This window comes from Gracilibacillus dipsosauri, from assembly GCF_003176895.1.
In the GTDB taxonomy this organism is placed as follows: domain Bacteria; phylum Bacillota; class Bacilli; order Bacillales; family Amphibacillaceae; genus Gracilibacillus; species Gracilibacillus dipsosauri.
The window spans coordinates 342,310-355,927 of sequence record NZ_QGTD01000004.1; the positions used below are offsets into that span (position 1 = coordinate 342,310).

Below are 13,618 nucleotides of genomic sequence, written 5' to 3' on the forward strand. Positions count from 1 at the left end.
AACGGACCTGTGTTATCCCGAATTTCTTATTTTAAAGCGTTCAGTGTGATTTCGGCAGCCTTTGCAATCAGCGCATCATCATATTCCGCATTTTCTGTATCGTGCCGAGACATAATTGCCATGACGATTGGTTCTCTGTTCGGTGGCCATACAATGGCAACGTCATTTCTTGTTCCGTAGCTTCCTGCACCACTTTTGTCACCAACTATCCATCCTTCTGGTGCGCCTGCACGTATTAGTGCATCTCCTGTTGCATTTCCTTTCATCCAGTCAATAAGTAATTCACGCTTATCATCTGAAAGAAAGTCATCAAGGGTGACCTTCTTCAGATTGGTGGCCATAGCTCTCGGTGTGCTTGTATCACGATTATTCCCCGGTATGAATTCATTCAATTCTGTTTCGTATCGTTCGGGCTGGGTAATGTCATCACCAATGTCACGTAAGGCTTGCTCAAATTTATCTGGACCCCCAAGAGCCTCAAGTAGGAGATTCCCCGCAGTGTTGTCACTTTTTCGAATGGCCGCTTCACTGATTTCCAATAGCGTCATTCCGGTATCTACATGTTTCTCAGTAACCGGAGAATAAGTAACCAAATCATCTTTGGTATACGTAACGATTTTTTCCAGATCTTCTATGTTATTTTGCTCAAGCAAGATTGCTGCAGCCAATGGTTTGAAGGTGGATGAATAAGCAAAACGTTCTTCTGGTCGGTATTCGACTGTTTGATTCGTCCCTGTATCCATTGCATAGACACCTAGCTGGACATTAAATTCATTTTCAAGCTGTGCAAACTTTTCATCCTTACTGATCGTTTCTTTTGATGCATTTTCTTTGTTGGATGATGCATCGGTCTTATTATCTGCATTTACGCATGCGGTTAGTATTGTTAGTAAAAGCAATGTGATGGACATGATAAAAAGAAGCATGCCGATTTTGTGTGGGCTAGTTTTTCTCATATTGATACCTTCTCTCTATTAGATTGAATCTCTCTTATTTGTTTCTTCAGTCACCAACCATAAGCATTTTATACCTTATTACTCTATGGATTACAACTGTAGTACAATATTACAATTGTAGTCTATAAAATGTCAAGTCAAAACAATCTTGAAGTATTTTTCTCTGAAAATGGAGAGTGATGTGCCATATGAACTTGTTCAAAACTTATGTGAACGAGCTAATCATAGCTATCACCAAGGAACAAGAAAAATTCCTTTTGGTGAATCAGTCGATGGGTAGAAACAATTTCCGGCATCAGTGAAGAAAAACTGTTGAATACAGAACGTATGAGAATCTATCCGTCCTCGGACATACAATGGCCAGAATCTGACATTTCCAGAAATGAATGAAGAAATGGCATTGCGAGAGCACCAGAAAAATGTAGTGGCTAGAATTATGACAACAGGAACAGGATTATTAGAAGTAGGAGCTAGAAAAACAGCTGCAATGATTGCTGCTGGAATGAAACTGAAACAAATTGGAGCTGTTAAAAAGCCTATAAATCATACAGTAGATCAGTGGGCTAAAGAATTTATGCGGCTTTATCCTGGTGCTAATGTTTTAATTACAACCAAAAAAGATTTTCAAACACAGAATAGATGATTGTCACGAATGAAGATGAAGTTTAAGGGAACAGAAGTGTATTTTGACTCTCCATTTTTAATTTATGCCCTTGGTTATTCAGGGAAAGCGAGGCAACAGCCATGCCTTGAACTTATAGATATGCTAAAAGCTAATAATTCTATTTTAAGGGTTTTAGGAATAATATAGAAGAGATGGAAGGTACCTTACAATACTGCATAAATAACCTAACTAAGAATGTTCCAGATCCACATGGCACTATTCAATATTTTTTAGATAACAAAATGGATGACGTTGCTATAAATCGTATTATTTGTAGTTTGGAAGAAGATCTTTCTAGGATACCCATTAGAGTGAAAGGATCAGTTGATTATGATGACCACTCTTCTGTAATATCACATAAAGACTTATATGATTGTTTAAAAAATAATATTAAATATCATAGAGATACTGCAATCGAAAAAGATGTCAACTCGATCTCAGCAATAGAGCGTTTAAGAAAGGGAGAGAAATTTAAAGAAATAAAAAGATGTAGAGCTATATTTATTACAAATAATTATTTACTTAGTTATAATGTGAAAAAACATTTTTACACTGAAGAGACTTCAAGAATAATTCCACCAGTTTTACATGATTCAATACTTACTAATATTATGTGGTTAAAAAACCCTTCTGATGTACCTGATCTACCAAGAAAAAGATTAATCGCAGAGACCTTTGCAGCAACAAGACCTCCAGAATCTGTGTGGGCGAAATTCATTGAAGTAATTAAACTTCATGAAAGTCAATATAAAGAGGATGATATATATTTTCTAAGATATACTGCATCTGCTCAAGAAATGCTGATGGATATATCAAAAGGTGATCCAGATGTGATTACTGTTGGCACAATTTCTGAGATATTGGCTGAGAAAGAACGACAGGAACAAGCTGAAAAAGACAGAATTGCTAAAGAAAGAGATGTCGAGATCCAACGGAAAAATGAGGAATTAGAAAAAATTCGATTGGAAATGAAAAAGAGAGAGAACGAGTTAGCAATGAAAAATGAATCAGAAGAGGATAGAGCTACAGAACTTGCTTCAAATTTCGCTAAAAAATGGGCTTCTATTATATATTATGGTTTAGTTGTAATTATTGTTGGTTTTATAACGTTATTAAATTTTAATTTTATTAATAATACATGGGCAAATATATTTTTGTTTGTGATCACTGTATTAATACCAACAGTGACTTTGTTCCAAGAAAATGAAAGTTTTTTGAAATTTTATATAATAAAAGAGAAAATTTATACTTTTATATTTAATAAATATAAGGAAAAAATACAAGCAAAATACTATAGAAATGCAATATAAAGACTAGGCTTTACCTAGTCTTTTTTTGTCATGTTTTAGGGTAGGTATATTTGTATTAATTTTTCTAATATATTTATCTATCTATTGTTGCTAGAAGGCTCTCAGGTGCAATGAGTTTGAATAATGCTGTAAATCATCCAGCTAACTCTTTCATAAAGAGATACCCATCGGGAAATGCGGATTTACAACATTGAGCTCATTTTTTTGACGGGTACCCATATTAGATGTTAAAAAAAGAGATCAATTTTGATTTTACATGTTGCTAGATAGCCCTAAATTCAATACATAAAGCATATCGAACACATATTTGTAGCTTTGAAATAAAGTTTGATAATTTATAATAAAGATTGATCATTTTAAATAAAGTTCGATATTTTTTAAATATGTTTGATACAATTAATGTGATGAATTATTCCAGAATCGATCCAGATTGCAGAAGAAAAAAGTGCTTCTAAATCAGTGCCTTTGATTTTATCTGATTAGGAATGGGGTATTGAAAATGAATTTTAAAGTTTATGATAATGCTCATGATTTTGCAAGAAAGATAGAGCCGATTTTATTGGAAAAGGAAGATGTATTCAGTCTTTTTTTTGGTGTACTGCAAGCGATTAAAGTCGGTAAATATGAGGACCCATTTATGGCTACAATTGAAGAGGATGGAAAAGTACTAGCTCTTTTCCAAATGACACCCCCTCATCCATTAAATTTTATCTTTGTCGATGAAAACCGTTTGGAAGAAATAATGGATCTATTCATAAAAAATATGGTCGAACTTGAAATAAACTTTCGTTCGGTCATCAGTTTGAAACCGTGGGCATACAAAGTCGCGAAGAAGTGGGAAATTAAAACCGGTATGACTCATCAACTACTTATGGATCAGGGATTGTATCGACTAAATAAGGTAAATGAAAAGCTTGAACATAGCCCCGGTACTTGGCGATATGCAGAAGAAAGTGATTCTTCACTTATCGAAAAGTGGTTCAATTTATTCGAAAGTGATACTGGAATGCCGATTTCTCCAATCGAACACGTGAAAAAACGTGTAGCATTGTTTCTAAAGGAACAAGAGGTTTTTCTTTGGGAGGATAAAGGAAAGATTGTATCTATGATGAAGAAGTCACGTCCGACAAAGAACGGTGTAACTGTTTCTTTGGTTTTTACGCCAAAGGAAGAGCGCAAAAAAGGATATGCTAGGACGCTTGTTACGGCGGTTTCAAGGGAACTTCTCAGAGACTTCGACTTTTGCGTACTGTATACAGATATGATGAATCCGACATCGAATAAGATCTATAGGGAGATTGGCTATGAAAGGATTGCAGATTCTGTTCATCTAGGTCTTGATAAAGATGAATGATTTGTCAAAAAACTATTCAATTTTAGAGCGGATCTTCAATTATCGGGCGCTTTTACGGAGGAACATAGGTAGAAAATGATCAAACATTTTTATAAAAATGTTTATTAATTCATAGGAAAAGAATCCATTTTGATCAATATTTTTTCAAGAAGGATTCTTTTTATTTTGCCTAAAATGGGGTTCTGTGGGCTATTTTTAATCAAACTTTAAAGCTACAATATGGGGTACTGTCAGGAAAATGCGGATTTACAACGCTAAGACCAATTTAAAGACGAGGATGATTACTCCAATTTTAACAACGTTAAGACAGTTTTAGTGGTCTTAGAGAATCTAACGCAACTATTTTTTCAGAATTAAATCGGTACTCTCCTAGTAAATTGATATGCTCTCAGCCTAAAGGAGACATATGATACTACAAATCTTCATTTAAATTACCTAAACCTTTTTGGTATTCAACTGCTTTTGTCAGATGTAGAGTATTCCAGACACTAATGGCGTTGATAACTATGTTTAAAGCACTGGCTTTTTGCAAGCGCATGATTTTTAACATAATTGGTATTATGCAAACGTATGCAGTTTAGCCAAACCACCAAGAAAAAAGGATATGGTAAAATAAGCTAATAAAGGGGGAGATTTTATGGATAAATCACAATTATCTTTGCGATTTACGAATTTCGCTAATATTGAATGCAAAGGTTCAAGTCAGTTATATGAAGTTTTGTCTAGAAAAATAGCTGAGGATGATGAAATACTTGAAATATGCTCTTTTGCTAGAGTTGGGCAGCCAGTACCAAATATGCTTTTAGGTGCTGTTCATTACCTATTGTTGAAGGGCAAAGATCATTTATTAAAGGAATACTATCCAAGCATTGTTCCTAATCCGAAGGAAATAGAAGGAGCTTTTGTACATTTCAAGGATTTTTGTCAGATTTATAGAGATGAAATTATTTCACTACTTAAAATTAAGTTAGTACAGACTAACGAAGTAAGGCGTTGTACTTACCTGTATCCTACCTTTTGCTATGTTTATAATAAAATAAAAAAACCATTATCTTTAATTGAAATTGGAACGAGTGCTGGCCTTCAGCTTTTATGGGACCAGTACAATTATTCATATGGAAACAATAAAGTTTACGGAAATAAACTTTCAAATGTTCATATAACTTCTGAAGTAAAAGGGGATAATACTCTTCCATTGTTCAAAGAGAGCCCTCCAGTTGTATCAAAGCTAGGAATAGACTTACATATAAGTGATTTAAGCAACTCAGAAGATTATTTATGGTTGAAATCTCTTATTTGGCCTGAACATAAAGAGAGGTTGGAACTTTTTGAAGATTCAGCCAAGTATTTTAATGAAAATCCCGTTGAACTTCTTGAAGGAGATGGAGTAACCCTCTTAACAGATATTGTAGAAACACTGCCTAAGAACACTGCAATTTGTATCTTCCATACTCACGTAGCCAATCAAATACCAGAGGATTTAAAGTATGATCTTCTAAATAAGATTAAAACAATTGGAAGCAAAAGGGACGTTTTCCATCTATATAACAATATGTGGGATAGAAACCTTCATCTTGATTATTTTATTGATGGTGTCGAATACAATCAAACTATTGGTTCAACCGATGGTCACGGAAGATGGTTCGAGTGGAATATTGAATAGAAAAATCCTAACTCAGCAGCAATCGTGAGCTTTAATGAATAACGAAAAAGCCCAACCTTCCGTAAATTTACGGAGAAGTTTGGCTTTTTAATATTGGTATTTCCTTATCGTTGTAAAAACGCTTTTTCCAATACACCGTTCCATTCATGTCATGATAATCAAGCCCTATTAAACTTGCACGTAAATATATTCATAACTCATTAGACTTAATTTTTGTATACAGCTTCAGCGTATCCGCTATTTGCTTATTATCTGGATGACTAATGTCTTCTAAAGGAGCTCCCATGACGATACTTATATATTCACGGCCATCTACCAACCCAAGTGTTGCCCAGCATTGTCCAGCTTCATCCATTGTACCTGACTTTCCACCAATAATTTCAAAGCCATTTTGCTCATCTTTATTAAGGGACGTAAGAACAGTGGATTTTAACAGAATTCCATCAGGATGGTGTGTAGTTGACGTTGTTAGAAATGTCTCTTTCGTAAAAATCGCTTTAAAATGTTCATTATTTAATGCATAATCTAAAAGCTTGCCCATGTCAGAAGCTGTCGTATACTGATCTTTATTATGGAGACCTTCTGGATTAGTAAAATGTGTGCTATTCAATCCTAGTTCAACAGCTTTGTCATTCATCATTTGAACAAAACCTTCCACACTTCCTGCCACATGAATAGCTAGAGAGTTAGCTGCTTCGGCACCAGAGGGTAACATCGTGCCATATAACAGGTCTCGATATGTTACTGATTCCCCAGCATTAAAACCCGCCATCGAAGCATTGTTTGCAAACATTTCACTTTGTGTTTCTGTATCTATAGGAGCAATTGTAGATAAGTCGTCAATATGCTCAAGTGCTACCATCGTTGTCATGATCTTTGTGAGCGATGCAGGATATGTCTTAGATTGCGGATTCTTTTCATAAATCACGTCTCCTGTTTCTCTATCAAACACATAAATATATTGACTGGCGTATTCTTCTGTACTAAAAAAGGGGAAGTCCTTCTTTACATTTAGGTTCGCTTTATCCCCCATTCTAAATATCACGAACACTACAACAGTAATGATCAATAATATTTTTACAATCGCTAAAAACCTTCTCATATCGGCTCTTCCTTTCACTAACTTAATTCACTTAATTATTTATAACAAATAATTTATTTTCCTACTATTTTCAATTAAAAAATCATTGCTTGTATACTTCAATCGTACTAAAACAAAGAGTTTTGTTCTTTTGTTTTTCTTCAAGGAACCTATAAGATTTTATTAATAAATTCTTACGAAATTCTTACGAAGTACTTGGCAATGCCACAGGAAAGGGCAGTTAATCACGTATTTAGTCAAAGGAAATTATTAGTTTATCAGGTTGTTGACTATAATTAATTGGTAATGCTAGTATAATCTCATGAACCTTGCTTAGTTAAGTTTTTATAGGAAATTGGCAATACTTCAATAGGTGATGAACTCGCTAATAGTACGAGGCTGTGGAAGGGAATTCCCCCCTGCTCATGTTAGTGAAAATGGGCAGTAATACTACCTGCTAGAACTCCATGTCCAGTCTCGAATATACCAATGAAAGTTTATATAAAATGAACAATGAAGGGTGAGAGAATGCCAACAAATGTTTTGGTTGTAGAGGATGAAACGGAAATTGCAAATTTAATTGAAGTATACCTTACTAATGAAGGCTTTAGCGTACAAAGATACTCTAACGGAAGGGATGCATTAAAATGTATCCAAACTACTGCTTTTGATTTAGCTTTACTAGATATTATGTTGCCAGAAATAGATGGTTTTACGCTCTGTCAGCGTATTAGAGAAAACTATCATTACCCTGTTATCATGCTCACCGCAAAAATAGAGGATATCGATAAAATTACTGGCCTAACTCTTGGTGCAGATGATTACATTACGAAGCCTTTTAACCCATTGGAAATGGTCGCCCGGGTAAAAGCTCAATTAAGAAGGTACAAGCGATATAACCATACAGAAGCAAACGAAAACATAGAGTCGGCCAATCCAGAAATGTATGATTTTGCAGGATTGTACATCAACAAAGTCAATCATAAATGTTTCCTATACGGCAAAGAACTGCCCCTCACACCTCTTGAATTTTCTATCTTATGGTACTTATGTGAAAACAAAGGAAAGGTCGTTTCATCTGAAGAACTATTCGAAGCCGTTTGGGGAGAAAATTACTTAGATAACAATAACACGGTGATGGCCCATATTGGCCGTTTACGAGAAAAAATGAACGAGAAGGCTAGAAATCCAAAATATATTAAAACAGTGTGGGGAGTTGGCTACACCATTGAATAATCAAAATTCAAGCTATTCAGGAAAAGACTTAAAAAGAGCCATCATTTATAAATTCTTTTTAATGGTGGTTTTGTTCACAGTCGGCTTAGTGTTAACTTTTTTATTTGTAGAATTCGTGCTATCCATGTTCACCTGGTATGCTGACAATTTTGTATACGATTTTCTGCTTAGTCCGATTAATGAGCATCCTATTTTGTTTCTTTCTTTGTGTTGGATTGTCGGGTTTATCATCATTGTGTTAATCAGTTGGAAAAGAATTATTTATTATTTTGATACCATTATAGAAGCAAGTAATGAATTAGCTTCCTCGAATGAGGATCTCATTAGATTACCGCGAGAACTTAAACAGGTGGAGGAGCAAATGAATCAAATTAAACAAAGCTCGATTAAGAATGATAGGTTAGCAAAGGAAGCAGAGCAAAGGAAAAATGACTTAATCGTCTATCTTGCCCATGATTTAAAAACACCACTTACCTCAGTTATTGGCTATTTAACTCTGCTTAATGATGAACAGGAGATCTCAAACGAGCTACGCCAAAAATACACGTCCATTTCATTAGATAAAGCAATTCGTTTAGAAGATTTAATTAATGAATTTTTTGAAATCACACGTTTTAACTTAAGCAAATTAACGCTTGAGCTAAGTCAAGTGAATGTCATTAGAATGTTTGAGCAATTAACCTTTGAGTTTCAACCACTGCTTAATGAAAAAAAACTAGCATTTCAGCTCATCTCTCCTGACAAGCTTGATATAAAATGTGATGTAGGTAAAATGGAGCGTGTGTTTGATAATATTATCCGAAATGCAGTCAGCTATAGTTTCCCTGATAGTACTATCACAATTGAAATTAAAGAGGAAAGCAAGGGCATTAGCATTCGGTTCGAAAATGAAGGATATACCATCCCCGAAGAAAAAGTAAACCGTATTTTTGAGCAATTTTACCGCTTAGATTCCTCACGGGGCACCAATACAGGCGGTGCTGGCCTAGGACTTGCTATTGCAAAGGAAATTGTGGAACTCCATCAGGGAACCATTTCTGTTTCGAGCTCAGATGACAAAGTTGTATTTATCATTTATCTTCCAACCCTTTCGTAAGAATTTTGTAAGAAAGTAAAGAGAAAATCATTTGTTTCCTTTTATAAAATACGTAAGAAGAACACTTTCTAGCTTGGTATGATATACCTAACAAGCTAGAAAGTGTTTTTCTATTTGTAAACGAATGCCCGATTTTCAGTATCTAAACGATAATTGCTATGCTCTGAACTTGAAGAAGTCAGGACCATAATCCAAATCGCTGTTAAGGTAATCTCGAACAGTTGCATTATCTTTTAATATAATACCTCTACCTGTGTTCCAACCATCAATTTAAATAGTATCTACGAAAAAATAAGTTGCTGTGTATACCATCTTTATCAGCACCCTTCATTAATATTTTTGTTAGACTAATGGCTAATTACATTCACTACATAACGGGAGCTATTATTTAATAATCTTTCACTGAGTCATAACCATAAAGGAAATGTTGCTTTCTCTGGAAAAAACAGACCAGTATGTGAAGTAATATAATTCGTGAAACTTTAGGTAAAGTGAAACGTAACTCTATAAAGGTATCCAGAGTCATATTACATACTTACGAATTCGAGAACGCAAGTAAATTATCTTATCAAAAATCATTGCTTAATACTGATAGTTAAAAGGTAGCAACAGGAGCCAAAATGATTGATTTGCAATCAATGGAGGAGAGGTTGGTTAATTATGATAAGTTATTATCCAAAAGCGGGGAAGCTAATTGGCGGAATAAGCATTTTAGTCATTTTGCTCTCCTCACTTTGGCTTATAGGAATTGGAGAGACTAACATTCGTTACAGTGGGGATCATGAAGGAACGATGCCTTTTTGGAACAGGTGGATACCTGCTATTATTGGTATACTCCTTATTCATTTCTTACCGTTTCATCATAAAAATTATCTCCCCCTTCAATCGTCTGAACAAAGGCACATCAAGCTTCAAGGTGTTGTCTTATTCTTGAGTGGCTCCCTCTTCACGATTAGTCTTCTCATCACAAGCTTGGAAGGTATGGCGTTCCAATGGTTATATATGATATCTAAAATATTCCTTTTATTGTTCATTCCATTCATCCTTTTTTTGTTTGATCGAGGCAACCACAGGAAAGAGCACCCTAAAACTGTAAAACCCATTAAAAGTAGATGGTATTGGCTTACACCGCTTACAGTCATCCTAATATGGGGTTATTTCCACTTCTTTTCTGTATTCTCCACCCCATTTGATTCAACAGAAGTGGATCCAACAATTTTAATCTCCGCTTTACTCATAGGGTTTCTGATTAATAGTGTACTGGAAGAGCTTTTTTATAGATTATGGTTGCAAACACGCTTAGAATTATTACTAGGTACTTGGCCGGCGATTCTTGCTACATCGCTCTTATGGGCGAGCTGGCATATTGCAGTACACAGCTCTGGTCATTGGGATGTGGATATAGCTACGGTCATGGTGAACCATGGTGTCATAGGTCTATTCCTTGGTTACCTGTGGGCTCGTTTCCGCAGAGTGTGGGTATTGATTATTGTCCATGGATTCATGAATGCACACCCACTGCAACTCATGGAGATTTTATTCCGTTAAATTTAGGAGCCCTGCCAATAATCTATATTTCTTTTGTTTTTGGATAAAATATATTGTCAACATATAATAGAGGGTTTATCACGAAAATCTTCACCTCATCTTTACATCGTTATGATAAGCTATCATTAACTCTAACCTATTCGGCATTGTGAGGGTGAAAAATGCAAAAAAATATATTAATTGTAGAAGATGAAGACATTTTACGGGAAATCGTGAAAGATTACTTAATGGATGAAGGATATAACGTATTAGAAGCAGTAGATGGAAACGAGGCTTTGGCGATATTTGAAGAAAAGGAAATACATTTAATCATCCTGGATATTATGCTACCAGAGTTGGATGGATGGTCTGTCTGCAAACGAGTTCGCAAAACATCTAATGTGCCTATTATTATGTTGACAGCTCGTTCGGATGAAGATGATACGTTACTTGGATTTGAGTTAGGAGCAGATGATTATGTGACAAAGCCATACAGCCCGCCCATTTTATTAGCAAGAGTAAAGCGATTAATCCAAAGTCGATATGCTCAGGATGGTAAGTTACCAAGTGAAGACCATTTAATGATTAATGGTATTCATGTTCATTTCCCCACACGTACCGTGACAGTAAACGAGGAACAGATAAGCTTGACATACACAGAGTTTGAAATATTAGCCTATTTAATGCAAAACCAGGGGGTTATTATAACGAGAGAGCAACTAATCATGAAGATTTGGGGATACGAATTTGCGGGGGATGATCGCACCATCAACAGTCATATTCGTAATTTACGTCATAAATTAGGTCATAAAGCAAATAGTATTGTAACGGTTATTCGAGCTGGTTACAAATTTGAGGGCACAGCATGAGGATAGGAATTGTATTAAAACTATTTATGCTGACAACATTATTATGTATGCTGATTTTGGTCATTATGTATATTGGACAAACGATATTCTTTAAGCAATACTATGCTAGCCAAAAGGTAGAGGAAATAAATACGAGTATTGAATCTTTTGAGAAAGAGTACTTAAAGGCTGAAGGAGACGTCCAAGCAATCAAACAGCTAGAGCAGGGTTTTCAACAAGAGCATACGACATGGATTACCACATTAGATAGTGTGGGGAATATTAAATACGCCAACGACTTCTCTGTAGAAATAGATTTAGATTCCTCCGAATATGAGAATTTCTCTAATCGTACCATCCACGTCCCATTGTATAGCTTTATTGATTTAGAAGAGCTAGACAGGTTAAAATTCAATTTAGAACAAGTAGAGGATATTTTCATTGATGGAATAATCATAGATAATACCGTCGTTCCTGCGATCTTAACAGGAAAGAACAGAAATGTTGTATTGGAGAATAGGCTTCTGTCCGAGGAGTTATATGGTCAAAGAACGGAAATAGAACTTGTTCCAGAAGAGAGCTCAACGAGAAACATTAAAAAATCACAATTACCAGCAGAAGAGTTATTGGACCAAAAACCGGAAACAGAACCTTCTCCAGTAGAAAGCTCACAGATATTTTTAAAAGGACGAATTACGGATTTACAATTACCAGTTGGCTCCACTATTTATACCAATCGTCTGTTTATAGAAAAAATAAAACAATTTCAAGTTAAATTACTATTAGATAAAATTGACATTAGCCATGCTCAAACAATGGATTATGAGGAAAATAATATTCAATACAAGCTCTTTATCAGACCTATCACCGATACGACTGGCGACACTAGTTATATTTTTGCGATGACGTCATTACAGCCGGTTGATGAAGCTGTTCAAATGCTGGAGGATTATTATCTTTACCTCGTTCTATTTGTGCTACTTCTTATTGTCCTAGCATCCTTTTATTATTCCAAAAAAATAGCCAAACCATTGTTACAAATAAATGATACGACAAACAAGATAGCAAGCTTAGATTTTTCAGAGAGCATACCGATTCGATCTAAGGATGAGATTGGGACACTATCCAATAATATTAATACACTTTCTACTAAGCTGCATTCTTACATTGATCAATTGCAACAGGATATAGAGAAAGAAAAACAACTCGAAAGCATACGAAAAGAATTTATTTCCGGAGTCTCCCATGAATTAAAGACACCTTTAAGCATTATGAAGAGCTGTATCTCCATTATCGAAGACGGTGTCGCCAGTGATAAAAAAGATTATTATTTTCATGCATTGAAAAAAGAAGTCGATAAAATGGATTTGCTCATCGTAGATATGCTTGAATTAGCAAAATTCGAATCTGGTACGTATAAAATGGAAATGGATGTCTTTCCTATTGACGAGAGCATTGCATATATTTGTGAGCAATTAGCTTTAGAGATTGAGAACAAACAATTACATGTCCATCAACACCGTTCCAATAATAATGTATTTGCCAATCAAAATCGAATAGAGCAAGTTTTAACGAACTTTATTACCAATGCCATTCGTCACACCCCAGATAATCAACATATTTTTATTTCGACGATCGAAGACAATGGGCGCGTAAAAGTATGTGTAGAAAATAACGGGGCTCCTATCGCACAGGAGCAGTTAGATAAAATATGGGATCGTTTTTATCGTGGAGATACGTCTCGCAATCGTGCGCAGGGTGGAACAGGATTAGGGCTTGCTATTTCAAAGAACATTTTAGAGCTACATGGTGCAGAGTACGGTGTATCCAATACAGAAGATGGTGTGATGTTTTTCTTCTATTTAGATAAAAAAGAGTGAAAA

11 protein-coding genes and 1 pseudogene are annotated in these 13,618 nt (G+C 35.2%); 9 read left to right on the forward strand and 3 right to left on the reverse strand.

Annotated features, from left to right (window positions below; translation table 11 throughout):
• Positions 1–26: 26 nt before the first annotated feature.
• Complete coding sequence (bla, locus tag DLJ74_RS03425) at positions 27–956, reverse strand: class A beta-lactamase (RefSeq protein WP_109983364.1); 930 nt, start codon at positions 954–956, stop codon at positions 27–29.
• A gap of 394 nt (positions 957–1,350) precedes the next feature.
• On the opposite strand from bla, the gene DLJ74_RS03430 reads away from it, so the two are divergent.
• The 3 genes from DLJ74_RS03430 (at position 1,351) to DLJ74_RS03440 (ending at position 4,284) form a co-directional block, all read left to right on the forward strand.
• Complete coding sequence (locus tag DLJ74_RS03430) at positions 1,351–1,599, forward strand: hypothetical protein (RefSeq protein ID WP_181397420.1); 249 nt, start codon at positions 1,351–1,353, stop codon at positions 1,597–1,599.
• Between the two features lie 173 nt (positions 1,600–1,772).
• Positions 1,773–2,930 (forward strand): hypothetical protein, encoded by a 1,158-nt coding sequence (locus DLJ74_RS03435; RefSeq protein WP_109983366.1) that lies wholly within the window; start codon positions 1,773–1,775, stop codon positions 2,928–2,930.
• 499 nt (positions 2,931–3,429) lie between these two features.
• The gene (locus DLJ74_RS03440) at positions 3,430–4,284 is read left to right on the forward strand and encodes a GNAT family N-acetyltransferase (protein ID WP_181397421.1); all 855 of its coding nucleotides are present in this window, start codon (positions 3,430–3,432) and stop codon (positions 4,282–4,284) included.
• A 301-nt stretch (positions 4,285–4,585) separates the two neighbouring features.
• On the opposite strand, the pseudogene DLJ74_RS20615 reads toward DLJ74_RS03440, so the two are convergent.
• Positions 4,586–4,819 (reverse strand): annotated as a pseudogene (locus tag DLJ74_RS20615) (Tn3 family transposase); the annotation flags it as partial.
• 102 nt (positions 4,820–4,921) lie between these two features.
• Between DLJ74_RS20615 and DLJ74_RS03445 the strand changes: the two are divergent.
• Positions 4,922–5,947, forward strand: a complete 1,026-nt coding sequence (locus DLJ74_RS03445) for a DUF2332 domain-containing protein (RefSeq protein WP_109983368.1) — start codon at positions 4,922–4,924, stop codon at positions 5,945–5,947.
• 190 nt (positions 5,948–6,137) lie between these two features.
• Here DLJ74_RS03445 and DLJ74_RS03450 read toward each other — a convergent pair whose 3' ends face one another.
• Entirely contained in the window at positions 6,138–7,049 is a 912-nt protein-coding gene (locus DLJ74_RS03450) for a D-alanyl-D-alanine carboxypeptidase family protein (RefSeq protein ID WP_109983369.1), read from the reverse strand.
• A gap of 507 nt (positions 7,050–7,556) precedes the next feature.
• Here DLJ74_RS03450 and vanR point away from each other — a divergent pair.
• The 5 genes from vanR (at position 7,557) to DLJ74_RS03475 (ending at position 13,615) form a co-directional block, all read left to right on the forward strand.
• A complete protein-coding gene (gene vanR / locus DLJ74_RS03455; RefSeq protein ID WP_109983370.1) occupies positions 7,557–8,264 on the forward strand; it encodes a VanR-ABDEGLN family response regulator transcription factor in 708 nt (235 codons plus the stop codon).
• 361 nt (positions 8,265–8,625) lie between these two features.
• Positions 8,626–9,360 (forward strand): sensor histidine kinase, encoded by a 735-nt coding sequence (locus DLJ74_RS03460; RefSeq protein ID WP_425454561.1) that lies wholly within the window; start codon positions 8,626–8,628, stop codon positions 9,358–9,360.
• 660 nt (positions 9,361–10,020) lie between these two features.
• Positions 10,021–10,908, forward strand: coding sequence for a CPBP family intramembrane glutamic endopeptidase (locus DLJ74_RS03465; RefSeq protein WP_109983371.1), 888 nt, complete (start codon positions 10,021–10,023; stop codon positions 10,906–10,908).
• A 161-nt stretch (positions 10,909–11,069) separates the two neighbouring features.
• Positions 11,070–11,756: a response regulator transcription factor gene (locus DLJ74_RS03470; RefSeq protein WP_109983372.1), complete on the forward strand. Its 687-nt coding sequence runs from the start codon at positions 11,070–11,072 to the stop codon at positions 11,754–11,756.
• Complete coding sequence (locus DLJ74_RS03475; RefSeq protein WP_109983373.1) at positions 11,753–13,615, forward strand: sensor histidine kinase; 1,863 nt, start codon at positions 11,753–11,755, stop codon at positions 13,613–13,615. The genes DLJ74_RS03470 and DLJ74_RS03475 overlap by 4 nt, the downstream gene beginning before the upstream one ends.
• The last annotated feature ends 3 nt before the right edge of the window (positions 13,616–13,618 follow it).

What these genes read in the sequence shown, in the direction of transcription:
- DLJ74_RS03435 (WP_109983366.1), top strand. Translation starts at nt 1,773, where the DNA reads ATGGAAGGTACCTTACAATACTGCATAAATAACCTAACTAAGAATGTT.
- DLJ74_RS03445 (WP_109983368.1), top strand. Translation starts at nt 4,922, where the DNA reads ATGGATAAATCACAATTATCTTTGCGATTTACGAATTTCGCTAATATT.
- DLJ74_RS03430 (WP_181397420.1), top strand. Translation starts at nt 1,351, where the DNA reads ATGGCATTGCGAGAGCACCAGAAAAATGTAGTGGCTAGAATTATGACA.
- DLJ74_RS03440 (WP_181397421.1), top strand. Translation starts at nt 3,430, where the DNA reads ATGAATTTTAAAGTTTATGATAATGCTCATGATTTTGCAAGAAAGATA.
- DLJ74_RS03460 (WP_425454561.1), top strand. Translation starts at nt 8,626, where the DNA reads ATGAATCAAATTAAACAAAGCTCGATTAAGAATGATAGGTTAGCAAAG.
- DLJ74_RS03465 (WP_109983371.1), top strand. Translation starts at nt 10,021, where the DNA reads ATGATAAGTTATTATCCAAAAGCGGGGAAGCTAATTGGCGGAATAAGC.
- DLJ74_RS03475 (WP_109983373.1), top strand. Translation starts at nt 11,753, where the DNA reads ATGAGGATAGGAATTGTATTAAAACTATTTATGCTGACAACATTATTA.
- vanR (WP_109983370.1), top strand. Translation starts at nt 7,557, where the DNA reads ATGCCAACAAATGTTTTGGTTGTAGAGGATGAAACGGAAATTGCAAAT.
- DLJ74_RS03470 (WP_109983372.1), top strand. Translation starts at nt 11,070, where the DNA reads ATGCAAAAAAATATATTAATTGTAGAAGATGAAGACATTTTACGGGAA.
- DLJ74_RS03450 (WP_109983369.1), bottom strand. Translation starts at nt 7,049, where the DNA reads ATGAGAAGGTTTTTAGCGATTGTAAAAATATTATTGATCATTACTGTT.
- bla (WP_109983364.1), bottom strand. Translation starts at nt 956, where the DNA reads ATGAGAAAAACTAGCCCACACAAAATCGGCATGCTTCTTTTTATCATG.